The organism is Massilia sp. FBCC-B171, assembly GCF_059134155.1.
In genome coordinates this window covers 4,607,640-4,633,810 of sequence record NZ_CP101443.1, presented here as the reverse complement: position 1 = coordinate 4,633,810, position 26,171 = coordinate 4,607,640, and the positions used below count along the sequence as shown (strand labels likewise).

General features: G+C 66.0%; 25 protein-coding genes. 14 read left to right on the top strand and 11 right to left on the bottom strand.

The genetic code is table 11. From position 1 onward, the window contains the following. Positions 1–206 precede the first annotated feature (206 nt). The 3 genes from gatB to gatC are packed head-to-tail and all read right to left on the bottom strand — an operon-like array spanning position 207 to position 3,521. Entirely contained in the window at positions 207–1,667 is a 1,461-nt protein-coding gene (gene gatB, locus NMB41_RS21050; protein ID WP_494379743.1) for an Asp-tRNA(Asn)/Glu-tRNA(Gln) amidotransferase subunit GatB, read from the bottom strand. A 36-nt stretch (positions 1,668–1,703) separates the two neighbouring features. Further along, entirely contained in the window at positions 1,704–3,179 is a 1,476-nt protein-coding gene (gene gatA / locus NMB41_RS21045; protein WP_494379742.1) for an Asp-tRNA(Asn)/Glu-tRNA(Gln) amidotransferase subunit GatA, read from the bottom strand. Positions 3,180–3,218: 39 nt separating this feature from the next. Further along, complete coding sequence (gatC, locus tag NMB41_RS21040) at positions 3,219–3,521, bottom strand: Asp-tRNA(Asn)/Glu-tRNA(Gln) amidotransferase subunit GatC (RefSeq protein WP_494379741.1); 303 nt, start codon at positions 3,519–3,521, stop codon at positions 3,219–3,221. A gap of 343 nt (positions 3,522–3,864) precedes the next feature. On the opposite strand from gatC, the gene NMB41_RS21035 reads away from it, so the two are divergent. From NMB41_RS21035 to NMB41_RS21010, 6 genes are all read left to right on the top strand, one after another. Continuing rightward, positions 3,865–4,908, top strand: coding sequence for a rod shape-determining protein (locus NMB41_RS21035; RefSeq protein WP_494379740.1), 1,044 nt, complete (start codon positions 3,865–3,867; stop codon positions 4,906–4,908). A gap of 121 nt (positions 4,909–5,029) precedes the next feature. Next, positions 5,030–6,292, top strand: coding sequence for a rod shape-determining protein MreC (gene mreC / locus NMB41_RS21030; protein WP_494379739.1), 1,263 nt, complete (start codon positions 5,030–5,032; stop codon positions 6,290–6,292). Next, complete coding sequence (gene mreD / locus NMB41_RS21025; RefSeq protein ID WP_494379738.1) at positions 6,292–6,807, top strand: rod shape-determining protein MreD; 516 nt, start codon at positions 6,292–6,294, stop codon at positions 6,805–6,807. The genes mreC and mreD overlap by 1 nt, the downstream gene beginning before the upstream one ends. Positions 6,808–6,823: 16 nt before the next feature. Next, complete coding sequence (gene mrdA / locus NMB41_RS21020) at positions 6,824–8,737, top strand: penicillin-binding protein 2 (protein WP_494379737.1); 1,914 nt, start codon at positions 6,824–6,826, stop codon at positions 8,735–8,737. 10 nt (positions 8,738–8,747) lie between these two features. Then, positions 8,748–9,863: a rod shape-determining protein RodA gene (gene rodA / locus NMB41_RS21015; RefSeq protein ID WP_494379736.1), complete on the top strand. Its 1,116-nt coding sequence runs from the start codon at positions 8,748–8,750 to the stop codon at positions 9,861–9,863. A 15-nt stretch (positions 9,864–9,878) separates the two neighbouring features. Then, entirely contained in the window at positions 9,879–10,871 is a 993-nt protein-coding gene (locus NMB41_RS21010) for a septal ring lytic transglycosylase RlpA family protein (protein ID WP_494379735.1), read from the top strand. Positions 10,872–10,977: 106 nt separating this feature from the next. Here the strand turns inward: NMB41_RS21010 and NMB41_RS21005 are convergent, their stop codons facing one another. Genes NMB41_RS21005 through argS form a run of 7 tightly spaced genes read right to left on the bottom strand, consistent with a single transcriptional unit; the run spans position 10,978 to position 17,168 of the window. Continuing rightward, the gene (locus tag NMB41_RS21005) at positions 10,978–11,700 is read right to left on the bottom strand and encodes an SPOR domain-containing protein (RefSeq protein ID WP_494379734.1); all 723 of its coding nucleotides are present in this window, start codon (positions 11,698–11,700) and stop codon (positions 10,978–10,980) included. Beyond that, positions 11,694–12,443 (bottom strand): type III pantothenate kinase, encoded by a 750-nt coding sequence (locus NMB41_RS21000; RefSeq protein WP_494382882.1) that lies wholly within the window; start codon positions 12,441–12,443, stop codon positions 11,694–11,696. Before NMB41_RS21000 ends, NMB41_RS21005 begins: the two co-directional genes overlap by 7 nt. Next, the gene (locus NMB41_RS20995; RefSeq protein WP_494379733.1) at positions 12,443–13,210 is read right to left on the bottom strand and encodes a biotin--[acetyl-CoA-carboxylase] ligase; all 768 of its coding nucleotides are present in this window, start codon (positions 13,208–13,210) and stop codon (positions 12,443–12,445) included. The genes NMB41_RS21000 and NMB41_RS20995 overlap by 1 nt, the downstream gene beginning before the upstream one ends. Continuing rightward, positions 13,207–13,998: an SDR family oxidoreductase gene (locus NMB41_RS20990; protein ID WP_494379732.1), complete on the bottom strand. Its 792-nt coding sequence runs from the start codon at positions 13,996–13,998 to the stop codon at positions 13,207–13,209. Before NMB41_RS20990 ends, NMB41_RS20995 begins: the two co-directional genes overlap by 4 nt. After that, positions 13,995–14,681 (bottom strand): thiol:disulfide interchange protein DsbA/DsbL, encoded by a 687-nt coding sequence (locus tag NMB41_RS20985; protein ID WP_494379731.1) that lies wholly within the window; start codon positions 14,679–14,681, stop codon positions 13,995–13,997. Before NMB41_RS20985 ends, NMB41_RS20990 begins: the two co-directional genes overlap by 4 nt. A gap of 10 nt (positions 14,682–14,691) precedes the next feature. Then, positions 14,692–15,405, bottom strand: a complete 714-nt coding sequence (locus NMB41_RS20980) for an SPOR domain-containing protein (protein WP_494379730.1) — start codon at positions 15,403–15,405, stop codon at positions 14,692–14,694. Between the two features lie 11 nt (positions 15,406–15,416). Continuing rightward, positions 15,417–17,168, bottom strand: coding sequence for an arginine--tRNA ligase (argS, locus tag NMB41_RS20975; protein ID WP_494379729.1), 1,752 nt, complete (start codon positions 17,166–17,168; stop codon positions 15,417–15,419). 278 nt (positions 17,169–17,446) lie between these two features. Between argS and rsmB the strand changes: the two genes are divergently transcribed. The 8 genes from rsmB to NMB41_RS20935 all read left to right on the top strand — a co-directional run bounded on the left by rsmB (position 17,447) and on the right by NMB41_RS20935 (position 25,739). Next, complete coding sequence (gene rsmB, locus NMB41_RS20970) at positions 17,447–18,976, top strand: 16S rRNA (cytosine(967)-C(5))-methyltransferase RsmB (protein ID WP_494379728.1); 1,530 nt, start codon at positions 17,447–17,449, stop codon at positions 18,974–18,976. Positions 18,977–19,035: 59 nt separating this feature from the next. Continuing rightward, positions 19,036–19,599: a DUF4390 domain-containing protein gene (locus NMB41_RS20965; RefSeq protein ID WP_494379727.1), complete on the top strand. Its 564-nt coding sequence runs from the start codon at positions 19,036–19,038 to the stop codon at positions 19,597–19,599. Between the two features lie 3 nt (positions 19,600–19,602). After that, entirely contained in the window at positions 19,603–21,888 is a 2,286-nt protein-coding gene (locus NMB41_RS20960) for a sensor histidine kinase (RefSeq protein ID WP_494379726.1), read from the top strand. Between the two features lie 73 nt (positions 21,889–21,961). Further along, positions 21,962–22,684, top strand: coding sequence for a response regulator (locus NMB41_RS20955; RefSeq protein ID WP_494379725.1), 723 nt, complete (start codon positions 21,962–21,964; stop codon positions 22,682–22,684). Beyond that, entirely contained in the window at positions 22,681–23,115 is a 435-nt protein-coding gene (locus tag NMB41_RS20950; protein WP_494379724.1) for a GTPase, read from the top strand. The genes NMB41_RS20955 and NMB41_RS20950 overlap by 4 nt, the downstream gene beginning before the upstream one ends. Positions 23,116–23,210: 95 nt before the next feature. Then, complete coding sequence (locus NMB41_RS20945; protein ID WP_192053224.1) at positions 23,211–23,468, top strand: BTH_I0359 family protein; 258 nt, start codon at positions 23,211–23,213, stop codon at positions 23,466–23,468. 132 nt (positions 23,469–23,600) lie between these two features. Continuing rightward, on the top strand, positions 23,601–24,365 hold the full coding sequence (locus NMB41_RS20940; protein ID WP_494379723.1) for a class II glutamine amidotransferase: 765 nt from the start codon (positions 23,601–23,603) through the stop codon (positions 24,363–24,365). Positions 24,366–24,464: 99 nt separating this feature from the next. Next, entirely contained in the window at positions 24,465–25,739 is a 1,275-nt protein-coding gene (locus NMB41_RS20935) for an EAL and HDOD domain-containing protein (RefSeq protein ID WP_494379722.1), read from the top strand. 60 nt (positions 25,740–25,799) lie between these two features. Here the strand turns inward: NMB41_RS20935 and NMB41_RS20930 are convergent, their stop codons facing one another. Then, positions 25,800–26,168: an SPW repeat protein gene (locus tag NMB41_RS20930; RefSeq protein ID WP_494379721.1), complete on the bottom strand. Its 369-nt coding sequence runs from the start codon at positions 26,166–26,168 to the stop codon at positions 25,800–25,802. Positions 26,169–26,171 lie beyond the last annotated feature (3 nt).

Below are 26,171 nucleotides of genomic sequence, written 5' to 3'. Positions count from 1 at the left end.
GCACCGACATTAAGATATTTCCGAAATTCCGAAATTTTCACTAAAAACACTAAGGAATGTCACGAATTTCTTAAATTACGAAACATTGAGCTTATCACGACTTGATTTCTTGAATTTTCTGATATTCCGAAATAGGCAAAAATGCACTATGCGCCTGCGAATAAAAAACCGGAGCATGCTCCGGTTTCTTGTTCAGCCAGACTGTATCAACCCGCCAGCTTCTTCTTGAGCAGCTCCGTCACTTGCGCCGGATTCGCCTTGCCCTTCGAGGCTTTCATGGCCTGGCCGATCAGCGCGTTGATCGCCGCTTCCTTGCCGGCGCGGTACTGCTCGACCGATTTGGCGTTCGCGGCCAGCACCTCGTCGACGATCGCTTCCAGAGCGCCCGTGTCCGAAATCTGCTTCAGGCCCTTCTGTTCGATCACGAGGTCGGCCAGGTTCTCGTCCAGCGATTTGGCTTCCCACATCGCGGCGAAGACTTCCTTGCCGGCCTTGTTCGAGATCGTGCCGTCGGCGATGCGGCGGATTAAGAGCGCGAGCTGCGACGCCTCGACCGGCGACTCGGTGATCTCGACGCCTTCGCGGTTCAGGGTCGACGACACGTCGCCCATCATCCAGTTGGCGATGGTCTTCGCATTTTCCTTGCCGGCTTTCGCCACCACGGCTTCGTAGTAGTTCGCCATCGGCTGCGACGAGGTCAGGATCAGGCTGTCGTACTCCGGCAGGCCGTAGTCGCCGGTGAAGCGTGCGCGCATCGCTGCCGGCAGTTCCGGCATGTCGGCGCGCACGCGCTCGATCCAGTCTTCCGAAATCATCAGGGGCGGCAGGTCCGGGTCGGGGAAGTAGCGGTAGTCCTGCGCATCCTCTTTCGAGCGCATCGAGCGCGTTTCCTTGCGGTCCGGGTCCCACAGGCGCGTCGCTTGCTGGACCTTGCCGCCGTCTTCGATCAGCTCGATCTGGCGCGCCACTTCGTAGTGGATGGCTTCTTCCATGAAGCGGAAGGAGTTCAGGTTCTTGATTTCGCAGCGTGTGCCGAATTCCTTTTGGCCGACCGGGCGCACCGAGACGTTGACGTCGCTGCGGAAGGAACCTTCCTGCATGTTGCCGTCGCAGACGCCCAGCCACATGACCAGCGAGTGCATGGCTTTTGCGTAGGCGACCGCTTCGGCGGCGCTGCGCATTTCCGGCTCGGAGACGATCTCGAGCAGCGGCGTGCCGGCGCGGTTCAGGTCGATGCCCGTCATGCCGGCGTAGTCTTCGTGCAGCGATTTACCCGCGTCTTCTTCCAGGTGGGCGCGGGTCAGGTTGACGGTCTTCGTCTCCAGCTTGCCATCCTTCTCGTAGCCGAAGGTGATCGTGCCGCCCTGGACCACCGGGTCTTCGAACTGGCTGATCTGGTAGCCCTTCGGCAGGTCGGGGTAAAAATAGTTCTTGCGCGCGAAGACGGACTGCGGGGCGATGGTTGCGCCCACTGCCAGGCCGAAGCGGATCGCGCGCTCGACGGCGCCCTTGTTCATCACGGGCAGCACGCCCGGCAGCGCCAGGTCGACCGGGCTCGCTTGCGTGTTCGGCTCGGCGCCGAACTGGATCGAGCTGCCACTGAAGATTTTCGAATTGGTCGTGAGTTGGACGTGGTTCTCAAGACCGATGACGACTTCCCATTGCATGGTGTTCTCTCTTTGTATTCTGTGCGCGCGTGGACGTTAGACCCCGTCAGGGGCGCGTTGGTGCCAGTCGGTCGCCAGCTGGTACTGGTGGGCGACGTTGAGCAGCTTCGCTTCGCTGAAATAATTGCCGATGATTTGCAGGCCGACCGGGCGCTTGCCGTTCTTGTCACCGGCACCAAAACCGCACGGGATCGACATGCCGGGCAGGCCGGCCAGGCTGGTCGAGAGCGTGAAGATGTCGGCCAGGTAGTTGGCGACCGGGTCGTTCGTCTTCGAGCCCGCGTCCCAGGCAACGGTGGGCGCAACCGGGCCCATGATCACGTCGCACTTGCCGGCAAAGGCGGCCTGGAACTCGTCGGCGATCAGGCGGCGGATCTTTTGCGCCTGCACGTAGTAGGCGTCGTAATAGCCATGGCAGAGCACATAGGTGCCGACCATGATGCGGCGCTGGACTTCGCGGCCAAAGCCTTCGGCGCGCGTTTTCTTGTACATGTCCTGCAGATCCTTGTACTCGCCGGCGCGGTGGCCGTAGCGCACGCCGTCGAAGCGCGACAGGTTCGACGAGGCCTCCGCCGGAGCGATGATGTAATAGGTCGGGATCGAGAGCGCCGTCTTCGGCAGCGAAATATCGACCAGCACCGCGCCCAGGGCCACGAATTGCTCGAGCGCGGCGCGCACGGCGGCTTCGACGTCGGCGGCCAGGCCTTCGCCGAAGTATTCGCTCGGCACGCCGATGCGCAGGCCGTTCAATGGCTTGTCCAGGTCGCGCGTAAAGTCTTCGTGCAGATTGCCCTGGTCAGGCGTGAGGCTGGTCGAGTCGCGCTCGTCGTGGCCGACCATTTCGTTCAGCAGCAGGGCGCAGTCTTCGGCGGTCTGGGCCATCGGGCCGCCCTGGTCGAGCGAGGAGGCGAAGGCGATCATGCCGAAGCGCGAGACGCGGCCATAGGTCGGCTTGATGCCGGTGACGCCGCAAAACGCTGCCGGCTGGCGGATCGAGCCGCCGGTGTCGGTGGCGGTCGCGGCGGGCGCCAGGCGCGCGGCGATCGCGGCGGCCGAGCCGCCCGACGAGCCGCCCGGCACGGCCAGCGCGTCCCACGGGTTTTTCACCGGACCGAAGGCCGAGTTCTCGTTGGCCGAGCCCATCGCGAATTCGTCGCAATTGACCTTGCCCAGCGTGACCATGCCGGCCGCGTTGAAGCGGTCGACGACGGTGGCGTCGAAGGGGCTGACGTAATTGGCCAGCATCTTCGAGCCGGCAGTCGTGCGCCAGTCCCGCGTGACGAAGATATCCTTATGGGCGATCGGCACGCCGGTCAGCGGGCCGGCCGTGCCTTCCGCAAGGCGCACATCGGCAGCCGCGGCCTGGGCCAGCGAGAGGGCCGGATCGACGTGCAGGAAGGCGTTGTGGCCGCTTGCGGCGATGCGGTCGAGGAAGTGGCGGGTCAGTTCGACGCTCGACACCTGCTTCGAATGCAGCAGCGCCGACAGTTCTTTGATGGTCTTGTTATGCATGGTGCTTACGTTTCGTGAATGCGTCTCGTGGAGGCGGGGTTACTCGATGACCTTCGGCACCAGGTACAGGCCGTCCTGGGCTTTCGGCGCAGGCGCCTGGTAGTCGTCGCGGCGGTTTTCTTCGGTGACCACGTCTTCGCGCAGGCGCAGCGGCAGCGAGGACAGGATTGCGGCCAGTGGATGCGACAACGGCGCAACACCGGTGGTGTCGACCGCCTGCATCTGTTCGGCCAGGGCGAAGATGCCGTTCAATTCACCCAGCGCGGTCTCGGCGTGGGCCTCGTCCATATCGAGCTGCGCCAGGTTGGCGATCCGTTTTACGTCTGAAAGAGTCAGGGACATGGCAATCAGCGCGGCGCGCGCCGCGTTCAAAATGTGGTTGTGCGAATAACGGAATGGCGGTACGCGCTGTTGAACAGCGTGCTACGGTCGATAAAACCTTGCTAATACCGTCGATCTCGCTTCATGAACTAGGGGGTAAAACCCCCTGTTTTCAGCGTTTAATCGGCAAATTATAAGGTAGAATGGCGGGCTAATGCGTGGTCGGCGCCGAATGAGCGCGGCCACTGCACCAAGAGCCTGTCCCAGACAGGTTGTACTAAAAGACCGCCGGGCGCAGGCAGGGCCGACGCGGCGAGGACTCCCGATCAATAGTTTAGGCGCGGTTTCGCGCATCAGGACACACATGTTTGGTTCTTTACGCAGTTACTTCTCGAACGACCTGGCCATCGACCTGGGTACCGCCAACACGCTGATCTATGTGCGCGGCCAGGGCATCGTGCTGGACGAGCCATCGGTCGTCGCGATCCGCCAGCAGGGCGGCCCGAACGGCAAGAAGACGATCCAGGCGGTCGGCAAGAAAGCCAAGCAGATGCTCGGCAAGGTGCCGGGCAATATCGAGGCGATCCGCCCGATGAAGGATGGCGTCATCGCCGACTTCACCGTCACCGAAGAGATGCTCAAGCAGTTCATCCGCATGGTGCACGACTCGAAATTCTTCCGTCCGTCGCCGCGCATTATCATCTGCGTGCCTTGCGGTTCGACCCAGGTCGAGCGCCGCGCGATTCGCGAGTCGGCGCTCGGCGCCGGCGCCTCGCAGGTCTTCCTGATCGAAGAGCCGATGGCCGCGGCCCTCGGCGCCGGCCTGCCGGTGTCGGAAGCAACCGGCTCGATGGTGGTCGACATCGGCGGCGGCACGACCGAAGTGGGCATCATCTCGCTGGGCGGCATGGTCTACAAAGGTTCGGTGCGCGTGGGCGGCGACAAGTTCGACGAAGCCATCGTCAACTACATCCGCCGCAACTACGGCATGCTGATCGGCGAGCAGACCGCCGAAGCGATCAAGAAGGCCATCGGTTCGGCCTTCCCTGGTTCGGAAGTGAAGGAAATGGAAGTCAAGGGCCGCAACCTGTCCGAAGGCATTCCGCGCGCGTTCACGATCTCGTCGAACGAGATCCTCGAAGCGCTGACCGACCCGCTGAACAACATCGTCTCGGCCGTCAAGAACGCGCTCGAGCAGACCCCGCCGGAACTGGGCGCCGACATCGCCGAGAAGGGCATGATGCTGACCGGCGGCGGCGCGCTGCTGCGCGACCTCGACCGCCTGCTGATGGAAGAGACCGGCCTGCCGGTGCTGGTGGCCGAAGACCCGCTGACCTGCGTGGTGCGCGGCTCGGGCATGGCGCTGGAACACAATGACAAGCTGGGCTCGATCTTCTCGTACGAATAAAACAGTCCACGGCCCTCTGGTGAAAGACCCTGGGCGGGTGGCCGGTGCAATGCCGGCTGCCTGCCTGCGCTGATTGTCCGCGGCTTAAGTACTCGTATTCACGCCGTCAACACTGAAATTCATGGATTACAGTCCTCCGCCGCTTTTCAAACAGGGCGCCTCCGCGCGGGTGAAGGTGACGGTGTTCGCGCTGGTCTCGCTTCTGCTGTTGCTGGTCGACGCGCGCATGCATGTCCTCGGCACCGTCCGCCAGGTCGCCGCCACCGTACTCTATCCGCTGCAAATGGCGGCGCTCATGCCGCGCGATGCGGTGTCGAGCATGGGCGGCTATTTTTCCTCGCTCTCGAGCCTGCAGAACGAACTGCGCGACCTGAAGAACCACCAGGTGGCGCAGGCGCAATCGATGCAGCAGGCCCAGCTCCAGATGGCCGAGAACGCCCACTTGCGGCGCCTGCTCGACGCGCGCGAGCACCTGCCGGTGCAGTCGATCATGGGCGAGATCCTGTACGACGCACGCGACCCCTCGACCCGCCGCATCGTGCTCGACCGCGGCCTGCGTAACGGCGTGCAGCTCGGCCTGCCGGTGATCGATAACGCCGGCGTCATCGGCCAGGTCACCCGCGTGTTCCCGTTCACGTCCGAAGTCACCCTCCTGACCGACAAGGAGCAGGCCATTCCGGTGCAGGTGCTGCGCTCGGGCCTGCGCAGCATCGCCTATGGGCGCGGCCGCTCGGGCCTGCTCGACCTGCGCTTCGTCGCGCCCGACGCCGACATCCAGGTCGGCGACGTGATCGTCACCTCGGGCCTGGACGGCATGTATCCGGCGGGCCTGGCCGTGGCCAAGGTCACCCAGGTCGAGAAAGTCGCGGCCGGCGCCTTTGGCCGCGTGGTCTGCCAGCCGCTCGGCGGCGTCGACCGCAACCGCCAGCTCCTGATCGTGATGTCGACCGTGGCGCGCGCACCGCGTCCGGCCGAGCCGCCGGCGCCGCCCGCGCATGGCGCCAGCCGCCGCAACCTGCCGAAGATGGAACCGGTGCCGGCGCCGCCGCTCGCGGCCTCGCCGCTGCCGGCGCAAGGCTTGCCGACCCAGCCGGGCGCCAACACGCCGGCCGGCACCGGCGCCGCAGCTGTCAATGGCGCAGGCACCCCGGCCGTACGTCCCGCCGGCGCCGGTGCGCAGCCGGCTGTAAATCCGCCGGCTGCAACCGGAGCGGCGCCAGCCGCAACGCAGCCTGCCGCAGCACCGGCCACAGGAACGCCGGCCGCCGGAGCGCCGGCCGCCGGTACGCCGCCTGCCACTACCCGCAACGCGCGCCCGGCAACGCCGCCCGCGGCCGCCATCACCCCGCCGGCCGCACCGGCACCCCGCAAGGAGGACGCGTGATGCGCGGACGTCCGAACTACATCCTGCTGCCGGTCAGCCCGCTGTTCATCACCTTCAGCCTGACCTGCGCCTTCATGCTCAACCTGCTGCCCTGGGGCCAGTGGACCGGCGCTCCCGATTTCGTGGCGCTGGTGCTGGTCTTCTGGGGCATCCACCAGCCGCGCAAAGTCGGCATCGGCGTCGCCTTCTGCATGGGCCTGCTGATGGACGTGCACGACGCCACGCTGCTGGGCGAGAACGCGCTGGCCTATACGCTGCTGTCGTATGTCGCCACGATGATCCACCGCCGCGTGCTGTGGTTCCCGGTGCTGACCCAGGCCATGCATGTGTTCCCGTTGCTGCTGCTGGCGCAGGCGATCCAGTCCATGGTCCATGTCGTCGCCACCGGCCGTTTCACCGGCTGGCTCCACTTCATCGAAAGCGCGGTGGCCGTCGCCCTGTGGCCGGTGATCACCTGGCTGCTGCTGGCGCCGCAGCGCCGCGCTGTCGACCGCGACCATACGCGCCCGATCTGATGTCCCTGGCAGTGCAATGACCGAAATTAAAGACAGCGACCGCGAGATCCACCACTTCCGCCTGCGCCTGACGGTGCTGTTGGTGCTGGTGTTCGTCTGCTTCGGCATCCTGGTGGCCCGTTTCGTGTGGCTGCAAGTGATCCAGCACGACAAATACCACGCCCAGGCCGAAGACAACCGCATCGCGCTGGTGCCGATCGTGCCGAACCGCGGCCTGATCGTCGACCGCAACGGCGTCGTCCTGGCGCGCAACTACTCGGCCTATACGCTCGAGATCACGCCGTCGAAACTGCAGGCCAGCATGGACTCGGTGATCGACGAGCTGGCCAAGCTGGTGGTGATCGAGGCGAAGGACCGCAAGCGTTTCAAGCGCCTGATGGAAGAGTCGCGCACCTTCGCCAGCGTGCCGCTGCGCACCCGCCTGACCGACGACGAGGTCGCGCGCTTCACCGCCCAGCGTTTCCGCTTCCCGGGCGTCGAAGTCCAGGCGCGCCTGTTCCGCCAGTACCCGCTGGGTGAAGTCGCCTCGCACGTGGTCGGCTATATCGGCCGCATTAACCAGCGCGAAGCCGAAGTCCTGGCCGAAGGCGACGATGCCGCCAACTACAACGGCACCGACCACATCGGCAAGGAAGGACTGGAAAAGCGCTACGAACGCCACCTGCACGGCACCACCGGCTACGAGCAGGTCGAGCGTTCGGCCGGCGGGCGCGCAATCCGCACGCTGGCGCGCCGCCCGCCTGTCCCGGGCAGCAATTTGATCCTGTCGATCGATATCGAACTCCAGAAGGTGGTCGAGGAAGCCTTCGGCGACCAGCGCGGCGCCTTCGTCGCGATCGAGCCCGAAACCGGCGACGTGCTGGCCTATGTGTCGCGTCCGGGCTTCGACCCCAACCTGTTTGTCGACGGCATCGACACGCAGAGCTGGAACGAACTGAATACCTCGCTCGACAAGCCGCTGATGAACCGTCCGCTGTCGGGCACCTATCCGCCCGGCTCGACCTTCAAACCCTTCATGGCGCTGGCGGCGCTCGAGCTGGGCCTGCGTCGCCCGTCCGATGGGATCCGCGACCCGGGCTTCTTCATGCTCGGCGGGCACCGCTTCAACGACGACAAGCCGGGCGGGCATGGCTTCGTCGACATGTACAAGTCGGTGGTTGAGTCCTGCGACACCTATTACTACCAGCTCGGCAACGAGATGGGGGTCGACCGGCTCTCCGCCTTCATGCGCCCATTCGGCTTCGGCGAGCCGACCGGCATCGACCTGGACCACGAAAAGACCGGCGTGCTGCCTTCGAAAGAGTGGAAGGCGAACCGCTTCAAGCGTAACCGCGCGGCCCAGAAGTGGGTAGGCGGCGACACCATCTCGGTCAGCATCGGCCAGGGTTTCAACAACTACTCGATGATCCAGCTGGCGCACGCGGTGGCTAACCTGGCCAACAACGGCGTGGTCATGAAGCCGCACCTGGTCAAGCTGATCGAGGACGGCGCCACGCGCCAGCGCACCCTGACCGTGCCGAAGGAAAGCCGCCGCATTCCGCTCCAGCAGGCGAATATCGACTTCATCAAGAGCACGATGGTCGGCGTGACCCAGGATGCCAACGGCACTGGCCGCCGCGCCTTCGCCAACGCCGGGTATGTTTCGGCCGGCAAGACCGGCACGGCCCAGGTCATCGGCCTGAAAGGGCAGAAGTACAACGCCAGCGCGATCGACGAGCGGCACCGCGACAATGCGCTGTATACCGCGTTCGCACCGGCCGACAAGCCGCGCATCGCGATCGCGCTGGTAGTCGAGAACGCCGGCTTCGGCGCGGCCTCGGCGGCGCCGATCGCACGCAAGGCGCTCGACTACTACCTGCTCGGCAAGCGTCCGGTGCCGCCGAAACCCGGCGCCGTTCCCGTCAAGCCGGCCGCACCGGCCCATCACTAGGAGTCAGAAGATGGCGTATTATCCCGAGCGGCGTTCCCTCAGCCGCCGCCTGAAGCCGTATTTCACCGTTTTCGACTGGCCGCTGGCGATGATCCTGTTCATGCTCGCCACCACCAGCCTGATCACCATGTCCTCGGCCGGCGCCGAGTTCCCGGGCCGGGTCGAATCGCAGATGCGCAACTTCATGCTGGCCTTTGTCGTCATGTGGGTGGCCTCGCTGATCCCGCCGCAGACCCTGATGCGCCTGGCGGTGCCGATCTATACAGTCGGCATCACGCTCCTGATCGCGGTGGCCATGTTCGGCATCATCAAGAAGGGCGCACGTCGCTGGCTGCACCTGGGCATCGACATCCAGCCGTCCGAGATCATGAAGATCGCCACGCCGCTGATGATCGCCTGGTACTTCCAGCAGCGCGCCAAGGTCGGCGAGTGGAAGTCCTTCCTGGTGGCGGCCGTGCTGCTCCTGATTCCGTTCGTGCTGATCGCCAAACAGCCCGACCTCGGCACCGCGCTGCTGGTCGGCGCCTCCGGTTTCTACGTGATCTTCCTGGCCGGCCTGTCGTGGAAAGTGCTGATCGGGCTGGCGGTGGCCGCCGCGGCCAGCATGCCGGTGGCCTGGTCGATGCTGCACGATTACCAGCGCGAGCGCGTCATGACCCTGATCGACCCGACCTCGGACCCGCTGGGCAAGGGCTTCCACATCATCCAGTCGGTGATCGCGATCGGCTCGGGCGGCGTGACGGGCAAGGGCTATACCCAGGGCACCCAGGGCCAGCTTGAATTCGTGCCCGAACAGACCACCGACTTCCTGTTCTCGGTGTACTCGGAAGAATTTGGGCTGGTCGGAAACCTATTTCTTTTGGTAATCTACCTGTTGCTGATCGGGCGCGGCGCGATGATTGCCGCGAATGCCCCGAACATGTTTTCGCGCCTGCTGGCCGGCGCGATCACGATGATTTTCTTCACGTATGCCTTCGTCAACATGGGCATGGTGAGCGGGATCCTGCCCGTGGTGGGAGTTCCGCTACCTTTCATGAGCTATGGCGGTACCGCGTTCATCACGCTGGGTCTCGGCACTGGTATATTGATGAGCATACAACGGCACCGGAAACTGGTGCAGACTTGATAGGAGTAGGATGCGATGACCGCTCCGAGACATCTCCCAGCGGTCATTGCCCTTGCGGCATTGTTGACCGGATGCGGATCGACTGGCGAACACAAAAGCCTGATCCCGCTGCCCTGGAACCATAAAGTCACGGCCAAGCACGACGACGTGGCGCTGCCGGCGGCCGGCTCCGGCCGCGGCGGCTATTACAAGGACGACGGCCCGGGACGCAACATTCCGCCCGGCCTGGAACTGGTGCCCGACGCCATCGTGCGCGCCGAACCCTACGCGAAGTGGGCCAACCGCCCGTATTCCGTGTTCGGCCGGACCTACAACCCGATCCTGCACGAAGAACCGTTTACGCAGCGCGGCGTGGCCAGCTGGTATGGCGTGAAATTCCACGGCCAGCGCACCTCCTCGGGCGAGCCCTACGACATGTACAAGATGACGGCCGCGCACCCCACGCTGCCGATCCCGTCGTATGCGCGCATCACCAGCGTCTCCAGCGGCAAGTCGGTCATCGTGCGCATCAACGACCGCGGGCCTTTCCACGCCAGCCGCATCGTCGACGTCTCGTACACGGCGGCCCTGAAACTCGGCCTGCTCGGCAAGGGCAGCCACGAAGTCGAGCTCGAGCGCCTGTTCCCGAACGACCCGAGCCGCCTCGCCACCGTGCGCCGCGCCGCCACGTCGCAGGCGCAAACGCTGAACGTGACGCCGGCGCCGCCGGACATTGCTTCGCTGATGCTGGAGGACCGGGTGCAGGGCGATAGCGCGGCCGTGGTGCAGACCGCGCCCGCCGCTGGCTTTTACCTGCAGCTCGGCGCCTACGGCCGTGCCGACAAGGCGCAGGAAATGAGCCGTTTGCTGGCCGACGCGGGTGTCGCAGTCGGTAATCTCGAAGTCGCGCCGTCGGGCTCGGTGCATCGCCTGTATGGCGGGCCCTTCGGGTCGCGCGCGGAAGCGCAGCAGGCGGCGAAGGCGCTGCCGTCGGGTCTTGGGTTGAAGCCGATTGTAGTGAAGCGGTAGGGTGAATTAACGCCTGTTGAACGCGTGGGCGGGAGGCCGCGGGGCCGCCGAGGCCCACCCTACGTCCCTTTGGATGGCGCCCGTGGGAAGCAAGCGCCGGAAACCCTCACCGGCAAATATGCAGCACTGCCGCCGGCATCCCACGCCCGGCCTCGACGATCTGGTTGCGCAGCTCGCCATCGATGTCGCGGAAGCGGTAAGCAAAACGCTGCGATTGCGGGCCGCGCGGCAGGATGCGCGCATTGGCCACGCCCTGTTTGGCGAGGCGCGCCTGCTCGGTGCGCGCCGCCGCCTCGGTCTTGAACACGCCCAGCGAAATCGCCCAGCGCAAGGGCGACTCCCCCTGCATCACGAAGGAGTTGGTGATGCCGCGTTCGCGCAGCTCGAGCGTGCGGCGGTCGGCGCCTTCCTTGCCGCCCTGCGGCGGCAGGTAGACCATATAGCTGCTCACTTCCTGGAAGGGCACCGTCAGGCGCGTCTGGCGCGCGCCCAGGTCCAGGCGCGCCAGGCGCGTTTCGAAGCGGCGCGCATCGAAGGCGGTAAACGCGTCGGTTTCGACGCAGGCCACGGCGGGCGAGGCCGCCGCCGGCGCCGGGACCGCCGGCAGTACAGCCACGGGCGCCTCCAGCGCCGCCTCGGCCGGCGCGGCGGCTGCCGCAATCGCCTGCGCCTGCGCGCCCGTCATCAGGACGAGCTTGTCGGCGGCGAGCTGGTTGCGCAGGCGCGAAGGTTCGCGCGTTTCCAGCTCCAGGCTGCCCAGCATGCCCCGGCCATACGCGAACAGCAGCGCGTTCGCGCACAGCAAAGCCCAGAATACGAATCTCAACAAGTGGTGTCTCCCATTGGCGTCTCCGTCAGCGCTACCGCGTGCAGCCCGACCAGCACGATATTATCGGCCAATTGATAGGCGCACTTGAGCGCCGGTGCGATATACGGCGCGGCCCCGCCCGACAGGATGCACAGCGCCCCGTCGTGGGCGGCGACTGCACGTTCGATCGCGCCGGCCTGGGCCGACAGGCAGCCCGACACGATCGCATCATGCGTATTGTCGGCAAACTGCGGCGGCGGCGCGGCCCCGGGCAGGGCCTGCGGCAGCTGCGCCGTATTGCTTGCCAGTGCGCCGGCCATCAGCGCCAGGCCGGGCAGGATCATGCCGCCGATGAAGCGGCCGTCGTTCGATACCGCATCGACGGTGGTCGCCGTGCCGCAGGTGGCCACGACCAGGGCCTGGCCCGGCGCCAGCGCGCGCGCGCCGATCGCCGCGGCGAAGCGGTCGCAGCCCAGGCGCTCGGGTTCGCGGTAGCCGTTGCTAAGGCCCGCGCGCCGGGCGCTCGAAGCAAACCACTCGGTGGGAATCGGCTGCAGGAGGGCGGCCAGGCGCGCGCGCACGGCCGCGCCGGCCACGTTCGAGACCAGCGCATTGGTCACGCCCTGGCCGTGCCAGCCGGCGGCGGCTGCGTCGAGCTCGGCATGCAGGGCCGCGCCAACAGAAAGCCATTCGCCGGCAGGCGCACCTGGCGCCGCCAGGGCCCATTTCACGCGCGTATTGCCGGCATCGATCAGGAGCAGCATCATGCGCCTTTCACGCGCAGCGACACGTCGCCGGCCAGCACCGCGATGCGCCCGTCAAGCGTATCGAGCAGCAGGCGGCCCGCGTCGTCGACCCCGGCGGCACTGCCCTCGTGCAGCACGGCGCCGCCATCGAGGATGGTGACCAGCTCGCCCTGCCAGGCATGGCGCCGGTTCCAGCGCGCGGCAAAGGCGGCAAAGCCGGCGTGTTCGAATTCGCGCAGCGCGCCGGCCAGGCCGGCCAGCAGTGCCGCCAGCAGGGCATCGCGGTCCATCCGTGCCAGCCAGGGGAGCGAGGCCACGCTGCGCCCGATTTGGGCTTCGAGTTCGTCCGGCATCACCAGGTTCAGGCCGATGCCGATCACGGCCCACACGCCGCCGGCGGGCGCCGCCTGGGTTTCGATCAGGATGCCGGCCAGCTTGTCGCCATCGCGCAGCACGTCGTTCGGCCATTTCAGGCCGACCTGCACGCCAAGACGCTCCAGGGTCTCGGCCAGTGCGACGCCGACCGCCAGCGGCAGGCCGCTCAAGCGCGGCAGGCCGCCGTCAAATTTCCAGGCCAGCGAAAAGGTGAGCGAGCCTTCGCTCGAGGACAGCCAGCTGCGCCCGGCCCGCCCGCGCCCGGCGGTCTGGTTGCGGGCGACGAGCAGCAGCGGCGCGCCCAGCGTCGCGGCGCGTTGCAAGAGGTCGGCATTGGTCGAGCCGGTTTCTTCAACGACCTCGACGTCGACGCCCACGTTCGCCAGCGCGGCAATCGCGGCGCCGTTCATGCGGCCTCCTTGCGCGGCTTGGTCGGCGCGCGTGCGAACAGCAGGTCGAAGACGCTGTTGGGCAGGGCGCGCAGCAGCTTGGCGACGACGCCCATCTGCCACGGGAGCACGCGGTAGCTGTCGCCGCGTGCGATTGCGCGCGCCGCGCTGGCGGCAAAGCGCTCGGCCGGCATCAGGAAGGGCATGGGAAAACGGTTGTTGCGGGTCATGGGCGTATCGATATAGCCGGGCGCGATCGTCACGACGCGAATGCTGGAAGATTTCAGTTCGAGCCGCAGCGATTCGCAGTAGGCGTGCACCGCCGCTTTTGAAGCGCAATAGGCGCCGGCGCCGCGCATGCCGCGCACACCGGCGACGCTGCCGATCGCCACCAGGCGGCGCCTGCCGCTTTGCGCTTTCATGGGGCCGATGAAGGGGGCGAAGGTGGCGACGGTGGCGTTGACGTTGGTGGCGAACACGGATTCGAACACGGCCAGGTCTTCAGGCCGCTCGGTGAGGGTGCCGTGCGAGATGCCGGCGCAGGCGATGACGATCTCGGCGCCGCCGGTAGTAGCGAGGAAATCGCGCGCCGCCGCGGCGAGCGCGGCATGGTCCAACACATCGACCGCATAGCAGCGGTGACGTTCGGGATGGGGCAGGGAAGCGCGCAGCGCTTCGAGCAGCTCGCCGCGCCGTGCGGCCAGGCCGAGGATCGCGCCGCGCTGCGCGTATTCGCGCGCCAGCGCCGCGCCGATGCCGCTCGAGGCGCCCGTAATGAAGACCCGGTCGGCTTGAGCCGCCGCGGTCATTTTTTGTCCGCTTTGGCTTTTGCCACCAGTGCGTCCATCACCTGCAGGGCCACTTGCTGCTGTTCGAGTTCGCTGTGCCCACCCGGGCCATGGCTGTGCGACTCTTCCGGGTTCGCCATCGAAGGCGAGGTGATGAAGCGGCCATCGATGGCGACCATCGGCCAATGATCGATCTTGTAGTCGTTCATCATGCTGGCGGCGCGGCGTACCCGCGACTGCACGCCCATCGAGCGATACGTTTCCGTGAAACGGGCGCGGTCGATGCCGGCCTTGGCGACCCAGTTCAGCACTTCCTCGTCGTCGGCGAAGCGCACGCCTTGCTGGTGCATGGCGGCGAACAGTTTAGTGTGGTACTGCTCGACCAGGCCCAGCGCTTCGAGCGTGCTGTAGAGGCGCAGCTGCGGCAGCGCGCGCGCGCCGCCCGCCACGTGGACGCGCTTGAACACGATGTTATTGCCCTGCTTTTTCACCCAGTCGGCCAGGAGCGGCTCGAACACGTTGCAATGCGGGCAGGAATACGCAAAGAACTCGATGACTTCGACCTGCTTGCCGCTCGGGGTCTCGAGTTTCTGCGGCAGCACCTGGTAGTGCACGCCTTCTTTCGGCGCGACAGGTGCGGCACAGACCACGCCACTCAAGGTCAACAGGGCAGCAGTGCACAGCAAACGGCGGACGAGTTGCATCGAATTTTCCTTATTTCTGGTTACGGACAATAGCGACATCGATGCCGCTATCGAGGAGTTTGGCACGCGCCTTGTTCACGGCTTCGACCTGGCTGAAGGGCCCGAGGCGCACGCGGTGCAGCGTGCCGCTGTCGCTGGCGCGGTCGCTGATCGCGGCTTCAAATCCGAGCAGGGCCAGCTTGGCGCGGGTGTTCTCGGCGTCCGACATTTCGCGGAAGGCGCCGGCCTGCAGGTAGTAGATGTACTTGTCGTCGCCGCCGGCCGCAGATGCGGCGGGCGCGGCCGGTGCGCCGGCAGGGGCCGCGGCCGGCGCCGGCGCGGCAGGCGCGGCGGCCTGTTTCGGCTCGCTCGCAGCACTCATGCCGGCGATCGCCTGGCCCAGCGGATCGACGTCTGCGGCAGGCGCACGCGCCGGTGCGCGCGGTGCCGCGGCAGCGGCGGCCTGGTCGGCCGCCTTCTTCGCTTCGCGCTCGGCCAGCTGCTTGGCCGCTTCGCGCGCGGCGTCGCGGTTGCCGTACATCGGCTTGTTCGGGTCGTTCGCGAGGCTCGGTTCGAGGTCGGCCGGACGGCCCATCTTGTTCGAACGGTCGGTGAAGGGCGAAGCGCCCTTGGTGATCATCAGCGCCACGACGACCGCGATGCCCAGGCCGATGATCAGGCCGATGATGATCCCGGTCAGGGTGCTGCCGCGCTGGCGCGAAGGGAAACGAAGGATGGCGGTCATGGTTACCTGGCTTATGCTTGGGGTTCGTCTTGTACGTCGGCGGGAGCGCGTTCCATCTTGTTCGGCGCCGAGACGCCGATCAGGGCCAGGCCGTTGCGCAGCACCTGGCGGGTAGCGGTCGCCAGGGCCAGGCGTGCGAGCTTGAGGGCTTCGTCGTCGTCCAGCAGCCACTTGTGGGCGAAGTAGTAGCTGTGCAGTTCGCCGGCCAGTTCGCGCAGGTAGAAGGCGACCTGGTGGGGTCCCAGCTCGGCCTGGGCGCGCTGCAGCACTTCCGGGTAGGCGGCGAGCTTGGACAGCAGGCTCGCCTCGTGCGGCGTGTTCAGAAGCGACAGGTCGACGTTCGCCAGTTGGGCTTCATCGCCGCCCCAGTTGGCCAGCGCCGAGCAGATGCGCGCATGGGCGTACTGCACGTAATACACCGGGTTCTCGTCCGAGGTTTTCAGGGCGACGTCGACGTCGAACACGAATTCGGTGTCGGCCTTGCGCGAGATGAGGAAGAAGCGCACCGCATCGCGTCCGCGCGTGATGTCGCCATTGCCCGACCATTCGATCAGGTCGCGCACCGTGACGTAGGAACCGGCGCGCTTGGAGATTTTGACTTCTTCGCCATTCTTCATGACGGTGACCATCTTGTGCAGCACGTAATCAGGGTAGCCCTGCGGCACGCCGATGTTCACCGCCTGCAGGCCGGCGCGCACGCGCGCGATCGTGCCATGGTGGTCGCTGCCCTGGATGTTGATGGCCTGGTCGAAGCCGCGGCGGAACTTCTGCATGTGGTAAGCCACGTCCGGCACGAAATAGGTATAGGTGCCGTCGGACTTGCGCATCACGCGGTCCTTGTCGTCGCCGTAGTCGGTGGTTTTCAGCCAGAGCGCGCCATCGAGTTCATAGGTGACGCCGGCGTCGACCAGGGCCTGGACCGCGTGTTCGACCTTGCCGTCGGCGTAGAGCGAGGACTCGAGGTAGTAATTGTCGAACTTCACGCCGAAGGCTTGCAAGTCCTGGTCCTGCTCGTTGCGCAGGTAGGCCACGGCAAAGCGGCGGATCGATTCGAGGTCGTCGGCGTTGCCGCTGGCGGTGGCCGGCTCGCCATCGCTGGCGGACACGGTTTTACCGGCCAGGAAATCGTTGGCGATGTCGGCGATGTAGTCGCCGTTGTAGGCCGACTCGGGCCACTGCGCGTCGCCCGGCTTGAAGCCGCGTGCGCGCGCCTGCACCGAGTTGGCCAGCGTGGCGATCTGCACACCGGCGTCGTTGTAGTAGAACTCGCGCGTGACTTGATGGCCTTGCGCTTCGAACAGCGAGGACAGCGCGTCGCCGAGGGCCGCCTGGCGGCCGTGGCCGACGTGCAGCGGGCCGGTCGGGTTGGCCGAGACGAATTCGATGATCGCGTGGTGGCCTTCGCCCGCGCTGCCGCGGCCGTAGGCCTCGCCCTGCTGCAGGATGGTGTGCACGACCGCCTGCTTGGCGCCGGCGGCCACGCGCAGGTTGATGAAGCCGGGACCGGCAACGTCGGCCGCTTCCACCAGGCCGGCGGCCTGCGGGTCGGCCAGCAAGGCCGCGACCAGGCGCGTGGCCAGTTCGCGCGGGTTGGTCTTGAGCTGCTTGGCCAGCTGCATGGCGATATTGCAGGCGACGTCGCCGTGGCTCGGGTCGCGCGGGCGCTCCAAAACGATATTCGGGGTCAGATCGGTGCCGGCGACGATCGGCGCGAGGGCGGCCTGGAAGAGGGCAACGATCTCTTGTTTTTGTTGAGCGAGCATGGGTGTATTCGGTAAGTTCGGTGAGGCGGTGGCGCGGCCACGGGAAAACAGAGCTTCATTATACTGGTTTGCTGCAGCGCCGAACACGGCCCGGCAGCAGCGGCTGCGCCGTAGTGTAAAGCGCCTGAGAAACTGTCAGGGCAAGGCGCATCGTCGAAGACAGTACGCTAGTACGGCGAGACGATGCAACGCCGCCATGACGGTTTCTCAGACGCTTTTAAGCTCGGCCAAAGGCGTAACCGGTAGAATGCGCACTTTCTTCCTGCACGACCGCCATCATGACCGACAAGCGCCGCACGCTCTCCATCGCCCCCAAGGCCGCCAGCCCCAAGCCAGCCAAGCCCGCCGGGAATCCGGCTGCCCAGTACGCCCGGCCGAAGGCGCAGGCGAAACCGGCGGCCAAGCCGCAGCGGCAGCCTGAAGCGAAGCCGGCGCCACGCCAGAGCGCGCCGGCCGCGCGCCCGGCCCACGAGGTCAAGCCCCAGTTCCAGCAGGCGTTCAAGCCTAACCTGCCGGGCGACTCGCTGGCCCTGGCCATGCTGGGCGCAGCCAGCGCCGTGGCGCAGGTGGGCGCCGGCACCGCGCTGCCGCAGGCCCTGTCGAACGTGTTTGCCGCCTTCGAGGTGACGCCGCAGAGCCGCGGCGCGATCCAGGACCTGGCTTACCGCACGATGCGTGGCCTTGGCCGCGCAGAGACGCTGCTCGGCCTGATGACGACCAAGGCGCCGGACGTGCCGATGCTGGTCGGCCTGATCCAGTGCGCGCTGGTGCTGCTCGATCCGCCCGAGGGCGACAAGGCGACTTACGAACCGTTCACCGTCGTCGATCAGGCCGTCACGGCGGCAAGCAAGCACCCTGACCTGGCCCACGCCAAGGCGATGGTGAACGCCGTGCTGCGCCGCTTCCTGCGCGAGCGCGAGGAGCTCGTGGCGACGGCCCTGCAGCAGCCGCTGGCGCAGTGGAATTATCCGCAATGGTGGATCGACGCCACGCGCGCGGCCTACCCGCGCGACTGGGAAGCGATCCTCGCGGCCGGCAACCGCCAGCCGCCCCTGACCCTGCGCGTCAATACGCGCAAGACCAGCGTCGAGGATTACCTGCGCCTGCTGGAAGAGGCGGGCATCGCGGCCGACCTGGTCGGCCCGCAAGCCTTGCGCCTGAAGCAGGCGACGAACGTGGCGCAGATCCCCGGCTTCCACGAAGGCCTGGTGTCGGTACAGGACGCCGGCGCCCAGCTGGCGGCTGCGCTCCTGGACCTGAAAGACGGCATGCGCGTGCTCGACGCCTGCGCCGCACCGGGCGGCAAGAGCGGCCATATCCTGGAAATGGCCGATGTCCAGCTCACCTCGGTCGACTCGGATGCGCAGCGGCTGGCGCGCGTGGGCGACAACCTGGGCCGGCTCGGCCTCTCGGCCACGCTGGTGACGGGTACGGCGCAGGCGCAGTACTGGTGGGACGGCCAGCTGTACGACCGCATCCTGGCCGACGTGCCGTGCACCGCGTCCGGCATCGTGCGGCGCCACCCCGACATTCGCTGGCTGCGCCGCAAGACCGACACACGCCAACTTACAACACTTTCCAGTGAGATACTCGACAATCTTTGGCAGATGCTAAGCGCCGATGGTAAATTGTTGTTTGTGACATGTTCGCTCTGGCCCCAGGAATCGGAGGCACAGGCGGCCGCGTTCGCGGCGCGCCACAACGACGCCGTCCGCCTCGATGCGCCAGGGCAGCTGCTTCCCTCCAGCGGCGCCGGGCTCGATCATGATGGACTGTTTTACGCTCTGTTCCAGAAGAGACCGGCGTAACGTTCCCGCACAATATGCTCATCGCACCATAGCTCAATTTACTTAGGTTCCGGCCCCTTGTGACTTTACGATTTTTCCGCCTCCTCGCTTGCCAGCTCCTGCTGGTCTTCGCGTGCGCAACGGCGCAGGCGGCCGACGGGATCGATATCACGCTGGCGAAAATCGAGTCTACCGACGAGGGCTACCGGCTCGGCGCCAACTATGCGTTCGACCTGAACCGCGACCTGGAAGACGCCCTGCAGCATGGCGTCAAGCTCTACTTCACGACCGAAATCGAACTCACGCGCCCGCGCTGGTGGTGGCGCGACGACCGCGCCGTGTCGTCCAAGCGCACCGTCAGCATTTCCTATGACGTGCTGCTGCGCCAGTACTACGTGTCGATGGGCGGCAGCGTCCAGCAGACTTTCCAGACCCTGGACGAAGCGATGTTCCAGATCCGGCGCCCCGGGCGCTGGGTGATCGCCCCGAAGGGCGCGCTGAAACACGGCGAAAGCTACGAAGTCACCCTGCGCATGTACATGAACCGCGACCTGCTGCAAAAGCCGCTGCAGGTCAACGCGTTCAGTAACTCCGACTGGCACCTCGCCTCGAACAAGAAGACCTTCACCTACCGTGCGGAGTAAGGCGTGAATCAGGCCATGCGCTATGCGCTGGTAGTCGGCGGGGCGGTCGTCTCGATCCTGCTGTTCCTGCTTGCCTCGGCCTCCGACAACTCCGGCTTCTTCGACCGCTACTATTCCTGGCTGCTCGGCCTGAATGCGACGATCGCGTTCCTGCTGCTGATTCTGGTGGTGGTGGCCCTCGGCCGCCTGTATTCCCGTTACAAGGCCAAGCGCTTCGGCTCGCGCCTGATGGCGAGACTGGTGCTGCTGTTCGCCGGCATCGGCATCCTGCCGGGCCTGGTCATCTTCATGGTGTCGGTGCAGTTCGTCTCGCATTCGATCGAATCCTGGTTCGACGTGAAGATCGAGGCGGCCCTGCAATCGGGCCTGAACCTGGGCCATGCGGCGCTCGACGAGTCGCTGGCCGAACTGTCCGCGAAAAGCCAGACCGTGGCCGCGACCCTGTCCGGCCAGGACGACAGCGGCGCCCAGCTGACGCTCTCGCAGCTGGTCTCGACCACCGACGGCATGCAAAGCGCGCTCCTGCTGGACGCCACCGGCAAGCTCGTGGCCAGCGCCAGCGAGGACCGGCGCGCCGACCTCACCAGCGACCTGCCGAACCCGCAGATGGTGCGCCAGGCCGTCATGCCCGGCGGTTATGCGCGTGCCGAGGGCGGCATCGAACTCGACTTCCGCGAGAATTCAAACGGCGCCAACTCCAGTGCGCTCGACGCCGCCACGGGCTTGCGCCTGCGCGTGGTGATGGCCGTGCCCGAACCGCCCGGCGCCGCGCCGCGCTACCTGCAGCTGATGCAGACGGTGCCGGTGAACCTGGCCTCGAACGCCGAGGTGCTGCGGAGCGCCTTCAGCGAATACCAGCAGCGCTCGGTGGCGCGCACCGGCCTGCGCCGGATGTACATCGAAACCCTGACCTTGACCCTGCTGCTGGCCATTTTCGGCGCCATCGGCAGCGCGGTGCTGATCGCCGGGAACCTGGCGCAGCCGCTGCTGGTGCTGGCCGAAGGCACGCAGGCGGTGGCCGAGGGTGACCTCTCTCCGCGTCCGATCGTCGAGACCAATGACGAACTGGGCACGCTGACCCAGTCCTTCAATGCCATGACCGGCCAGCTGTTCGAGGCCAGGAGTGCGGTCGAGCGCAACCGCGCCGCGCTGCAAAGCGCCAAAGCCCACCTGGAGTCGGTGCTGGCGAACATGTCGGCCGGCGTGCTGGTGCTCGACGCCGAAGGCACGGTGGTCAATTCGAACGACGCCGCCTGCCGCATCCTGCAGATGGAGCAGTGCCAGCTGAACGGGCCGCTGTCGAAAATCGAGGGCCTGGAAAATTTCGCCGCCACCGTCACGCGCGCCTTCTCGACGCAAAGCGCGCAGTCGGCCGCCGGCACCGCGCGCCAGCGCACCCACTGGCAGCAGGAAATCGAAATCCCGCGCCGCGCGGCAGGGGAGGACCACGACACCACCTTGCTGGCGCGCGGCTCGCGCTTGCCGGTGGGGGTGGGCAGCGGCTTCATCGTGGTGTTCGACGATATCTCCGACGTGATCTCGGCCCAGCGCTCGGTCGCCTGGGGCGAGGTTGCACGCCGGCTGGCGCACGAAATCAAGAACCCGCTGACGCCGATCCAGCTGTCGGCCGAACGCCTGCAGATGAAACTGGAAGGCAAACTCGACGCGCCGGACGCGGCCCTGCTGGCGCGCGCCACGACCACCATCGTCAACCAGGTCGACGCCATGAAGCGCATGGTCGACGACTTCCGCGACTACGCGCGCACGCCGCCGGCCGTGCTCGAACCGCTCGACCTGAATGCCCTGATCGGCGAAATCCTGACCCTCTACCTGGCCGAGGACGCCTCCGACATCATCCACGCCAGGCTGGCGCCGAACCTGCCGCACGTGATGGGCGACCCGACCCAGCTGCGCCAGGTGATCCACAACCTGCTGCAGAATGCGCAGGATGCACTGGTGGACCGCGGCCCGGATGCCGGCGCGCCGCGCATCGATGTGGCCACCGAGATCATCCGCTACACCGGCGCCGACGGCACGGCAGGCGAGGCCGTGCGCCTGGCGATCCTCGATAACGGCCCCGGTTTCGCGCCGAAAATCCTGGCGCGGGCGTTTGAACCGTACGTCACCTCGAAGGCGCGCGGCACGGGTCTCGGCTTGCCGATGGTGAAGAAGATTATCGACGAGCACGGCGGCCGGATTGATGTTCAGAACCGTCCGGACGGAAGTGGCGCGTCGGTATTCATTTTGCTGTTAAAGTTAGCACAAGAGGCAAACTTGGCTGAACTGTAAATCAGGCATAGAATCACGACTCGAATCACAACTGCAGTGAACTGTTAAACGCGGGCGGAGACGGAAGAAAACGATGGCAAACATACTCGTAGTTGATGATGAAATGGGCATCCGCGAGCTACTCTCGGAAATTCTGGGAGACGAAGGCCACGCAATCACGCTGGCCGAAAATGCACAACAGGCACGCGAAGCGCGCGCCGCCGGCGCACCTGACCTGGTCCTGCTCGATATCTGGATGCCCGATACCGACGGCGTCACGCTGCTCAAGGAATGGCAGCGCGATGGCTTGTTGACCATGCCGGTGATTATGATGTCGGGCCATGCCACCATCGACACCGCCGTCGAGGCCACCCGCATCGGCGCGCTCAATTTCCTCGAGAAACCGATCGCCCTGCAAAAGCTGCTCAAGGCCGTGCAGCAGGGCCTGACGCGTGCCCAGGAAGTGGCGCGCGCCCCAGTGCCGCCGCCGCGTCCGGCGATGCCGGCGCCGGTCGTCGAGGCGGCGCCGATCAGCAACCCGATGTACGCGGCCCAGCCCGTGCCGGCGCCCCTGAACGGCGCGCGCGTGGGCGTCATCGGCCATGGCGAAACCCAGGGCTATACGCTCTCGTTCGACCTGCCGCTGCGCGAGGCGCGCGATGCCTTCGAGCGCATGTATTTCGAACACCACCTGGGCCGCGAAGGCGGCAGCATGACGCGCGTGGCCGAAAAGACGGGCCTCGAGCGCACCCACCTGTACCGCAAGCTGAAGCAGCTCGGCGTCGAACCGGGCAAGCTCGGCAAGCGCGGCGGATGAACCAGCCTGGTCAGGCGTCCCCCGGGGGCGCCGGACCGTTCTCATCCGGCTCCTCTTTGCGTCATCCAATTCCTACGGCACTCGTGCTTGGCCCCAGCGCGGCAGCGCGCGAGGCGGCCATCGCCCGTGCCCTGCAAGACCCCGCTACGCCCCGTGACGACGGCGCCGCCATCATTCTCGAGGGCCTCCCGGACGGCAAGCTGGTCCTGGAAAATTCCGACAAACTGCTGATCTCGCGCATCGCGCCCGGTTGCCTGTGCTGCGCGGGAAATCTGGTGATGCGTGTTACATTAAATCGTCTGTTGCGCCAGCGGCCGGCGCGCCTCTTCATCGGCGTCGCGGACACTGCGCATCTGGATCAGTTGCGATCATGGTTAACCAGCCCGCCATACGATCAACTGCTGGCTTTCACGCCCGACCTGCACTCTTGAAATTGGTCCGGCGAGCCCCACCTCTTCACTAAGTTAAAGCCAGTCGCCCGCCGCCGCGCGATCGGTACACACTCTGCTAGAGAGAAGGAGTCACCATGAACATGATCTACAACAGCGAACAATACAGCGTGGTCGAATTTGGCGTCGATCGCGACCTCGAAGCCCTGCGCTTCGGCGGTTACGAAATCGTCGACAAGGCCGGCCGCCGCGAAGCGTTCATTGGCGGCAAACTGGCGCAATCGTTCCGCCGCGACGTCAACAACCTCATCGCCAGCGAGCCCACCATGGAAGAAATCGACGATTTCCTCGGCTCCTACGACACGATGATGAACCAGCCGGTGGTGCTGCACTAAGCCCATCCTTTTAGCTGGAGGATTAATCCAACAGACGGCCAGGGACACAACAGGATGCAGGCACGGGCATTAGCCTGTGCTGCGTCCGCCCTGCGCCTCGTTCTACCCCGGCGGCATGGTAAGCTTCCTGCCATGTGCCAACTCCTCGCAATGAACTGCAATGTCCCAACCGACATTGTGTTTTCCTTCACCGGTTTCGCCCACCGCGGCGGCCGTACCGATACCCATCACGATGGCTGGGGCATTGCCTTCTTCGAAGGCGCCGGCGTGCGCCATTTCGTTGACCACCAGGCCGCGATCGACTCGCCGATCGCCGAGCTGATCAAGCGCTATCCGATCAAGTCGACCAATGTCATTGCCCATATCCGCAAGGCCACCCAGGGCCATGTCGCGCTCGAGAACTGCCATCCCTTCGTGCGCGAGCTGTGGGGCCGCTACTGGGTGTTCGCCCACAACGGCGACCTGAAGGAATTCAAGCCGCAGCTCGACGGCGCCTTCCGCCCGGTCGGCACCACCGACAGCGAGCATGCCTTCTGCTTCCTGCTGCAGGAACTGCGGCGCCGCTTCGGCGACAGTCCGCCGCCGCTGCCGGCCCTGCGCGCGGCGCTGGGCGAACTGGTGGGCGCCGTCGCTGCCTACGGCACCTTCAACATGATGCTTTCCGACGGCACGGCCCTGTTCGCGCATTGCTCGACCAAGCTCAGTTACGTGGTGCGCCAGTACCCGTTCGTGACCGCCCGCCTGTCCGACGAAGACCTGTCGGTCGATTTTTCCCAGGTGACGACACCGAAGGACCGGGTCGCCATCATCGTGACCGAACCCCTGACCACCAACGAGACCTGGACCGCTTTTGCGCCCGGCGAACTGCTGGTATTCATCGACGGTGCACCTTTTTAGCTTCTAGGCATCTTTTTTAGCGACAAAGTGATGCCGAAAATCCACTAATTGCTGAGAATGGAGTAGAGTGGGCGGCTTGAACGTGACCACGGGACCGCGATGACCGATACCGCCAGCCTAGACCAGGCATCCCAGCCTTTGCAGCTGCGTAATTTCTATCTTGCGCGCCAGCCTATGCTCGACCGCAACCAGGCCCTGTTTGCCTACGAGCTGCTGTTCCGGCATACGACGGATAACCGCGCCGAGATCGACTCGGACCTGTCGGCCACGGCCGCCGTGCTGGCCCACGCGGCCCAGCTCGGCTTGCCGCGCGCGGTGGGCGATGCGGTCGCCTTCCTGAACGTCGACACCGAAGTGCTGATGAGCGATATCTTCGCCTTCCTGCCGCGCGAGAACACCGTGCTCGAACTGGTCGGCTCGGTCGAAGCGACGGAACCGGTGCTCTGGCGCCTGGCGGAACTGTCTGGCCACGGTTTCAAATTCGCCGCCGAAGCGTCCGCCCACGGCAGCCGCCTGGGCCGCCTGCTGCCGCTGCTGGACTACGTAAAAGTGAACCTGCGCGCCATGCCGGTGGTGACGATGTTGTCGCTGGTGCCGCGCCTGCGCGGAACAGGCAAGCGCCTGATCGCCGAGAAGGTCGAGAGCCAGACCGAATACAAGACCTGCCTCGACCTCGGCTTCGACTACTTCCAGGGCTTTTATTTTGCGCGCCCGTCGGTCATCGCGGGGCGCAAGCTGTCGCCCTCGCAGCTGGCCGTCGTCGACCTGATGAACATGGTCATGTCGGACGCCGAGAACAGCGCGATCGAGCGTGCGATCAAGCGCGACGTGACGCTGTCGATCAACTTGCTGCGCATCGTGAACACCCCGGCCGCCGGCCTGCGCCAGCGCATCGATTCGCTGAGCCAGGCCCTGATCGTGGTCGGCCGGCGCCAGCTGCAGCGCTGGCTGCAGATCATGCTGTATGCCGAACCGGGCAACCACGGCCACACCCAGACCCCGCTCCTGATGCTGGCCAGTACCCGTGCGCGCCTGATGGAGCTGCTCGCCGGGCGCCTGCGTCCGGGCCAGCGCCACGTGGCCGACATGGCCTTCACGGTCGGCATCATGTCGCTGATGGACACGCTGTTCTGCGTGCCGATGGCCGACCTGGTCGAGCAAATTCCGGTGAGCGACGAAGTGTCGAGCGCGCTGCTGCGGCGCAGCGGCTTCTTCGGCGAATTGCTGCGCCTGGCCGAATCGTTCGAGCGGATGGAAGAGGGCGACGACATGCTGCCGGCCCTGTCGGAACTGGCCAACAGCGGCGACGACCTGGTGGAGCTGGAAATGGCCGCCTTCGAATGGAGCGGACAGGTCGTCCGCAGCGCGCTGTAGGCGGATCGGCCCTTCACACCACCGGACCCGGGCAAGCCAGGTCCGGCGCGCCGATGTGACTTACGATGTGCCGGCCCACTGCTGATGCAGGTCGGGGTCGGTGCGCAGTTCCCACAAGCCGAGTACGACGGTCAGCAGGCCGACGATCAGCAGGCTGGCGCTCATCGGCAGGTCGCGCATGACGTCGACCAGCCATGGCGAGACCGCAACCCAGACGCCGACGATGATGTTCAGGAACACGGCCCAGGCATAGGTCTTGTACAGGTCAAAGGCGGCGAGCACCGCCATGATGGCGCCTGCGATATAGGCGTTGACGGCGGGCGGCGAATCGCTCGGGTAACCCATCACCCAGGGCGACACGAAAAGCCACACGCCGAGCAGCAGGATGACCTGGTCCTGCCAGCGCCGGGTCGAGAGATGCATAGCCATGAC

Coding starts and splice junctions, on each gene's coding strand:
- gatB (WP_494379743.1), bottom strand. CDS start 1,667: ATGCAATGGGAAGTCGTCATCGGTCTTGAGAACCACGTCCAACTCACG.
- gatA (WP_494379742.1), bottom strand. CDS start 3,179: ATGCATAACAAGACCATCAAAGAACTGTCGGCGCTGCTGCATTCGAAG.
- gatC (WP_494379741.1), bottom strand. CDS start 3,521: ATGTCCCTGACTCTTTCAGACGTAAAACGGATCGCCAACCTGGCGCAG.
- NMB41_RS21035 (WP_494379740.1), top strand. CDS start 3,865: ATGTTTGGTTCTTTACGCAGTTACTTCTCGAACGACCTGGCCATCGAC.
- mreC (WP_494379739.1), top strand. CDS start 5,030: ATGGATTACAGTCCTCCGCCGCTTTTCAAACAGGGCGCCTCCGCGCGG.
- mreD (WP_494379738.1), top strand. CDS start 6,292: ATGCGCGGACGTCCGAACTACATCCTGCTGCCGGTCAGCCCGCTGTTC.
- mrdA (WP_494379737.1), top strand. CDS start 6,824: ATGACCGAAATTAAAGACAGCGACCGCGAGATCCACCACTTCCGCCTG.
- rodA (WP_494379736.1), top strand. CDS start 8,748: ATGGCGTATTATCCCGAGCGGCGTTCCCTCAGCCGCCGCCTGAAGCCG.
- NMB41_RS21010 (WP_494379735.1), top strand. CDS start 9,879: ATGACCGCTCCGAGACATCTCCCAGCGGTCATTGCCCTTGCGGCATTG.
- NMB41_RS21000 (WP_494382882.1), bottom strand. CDS start 12,443: ATGCTGCTCCTGATCGATGCCGGCAATACGCGCGTGAAATGGGCCCTG.
- NMB41_RS20995 (WP_494379733.1), bottom strand. CDS start 13,210: ATGAACGGCGCCGCGATTGCCGCGCTGGCGAACGTGGGCGTCGACGTC.
- NMB41_RS20990 (WP_494379732.1), bottom strand. CDS start 13,998: ATGACCGCGGCGGCTCAAGCCGACCGGGTCTTCATTACGGGCGCCTCG.
- NMB41_RS20985 (WP_494379731.1), bottom strand. CDS start 14,681: ATGCAACTCGTCCGCCGTTTGCTGTGCACTGCTGCCCTGTTGACCTTG.
- NMB41_RS20980 (WP_494379730.1), bottom strand. CDS start 15,405: ATGACCGCCATCCTTCGTTTCCCTTCGCGCCAGCGCGGCAGCACCCTG.
- argS (WP_494379729.1), bottom strand. CDS start 17,168: ATGCTCGCTCAACAAAAACAAGAGATCGTTGCCCTCTTCCAGGCCGCC.
- rsmB (WP_494379728.1), top strand. CDS start 17,447: ATGACCGACAAGCGCCGCACGCTCTCCATCGCCCCCAAGGCCGCCAGC.
- NMB41_RS20955 (WP_494379725.1), top strand. CDS start 21,962: ATGGCAAACATACTCGTAGTTGATGATGAAATGGGCATCCGCGAGCTA.
- NMB41_RS20950 (WP_494379724.1), top strand. CDS start 22,681: ATGAACCAGCCTGGTCAGGCGTCCCCCGGGGGCGCCGGACCGTTCTCA.
- NMB41_RS20945 (WP_192053224.1), top strand. CDS start 23,211: ATGAACATGATCTACAACAGCGAACAATACAGCGTGGTCGAATTTGGC.
- NMB41_RS20940 (WP_494379723.1), top strand. CDS start 23,601: ATGTGCCAACTCCTCGCAATGAACTGCAATGTCCCAACCGACATTGTG.
- NMB41_RS20935 (WP_494379722.1), top strand. CDS start 24,465: ATGACCGATACCGCCAGCCTAGACCAGGCATCCCAGCCTTTGCAGCTG.
- NMB41_RS20930 (WP_494379721.1), bottom strand. CDS start 26,168: ATGGCTATGCATCTCTCGACCCGGCGCTGGCAGGACCAGGTCATCCTG.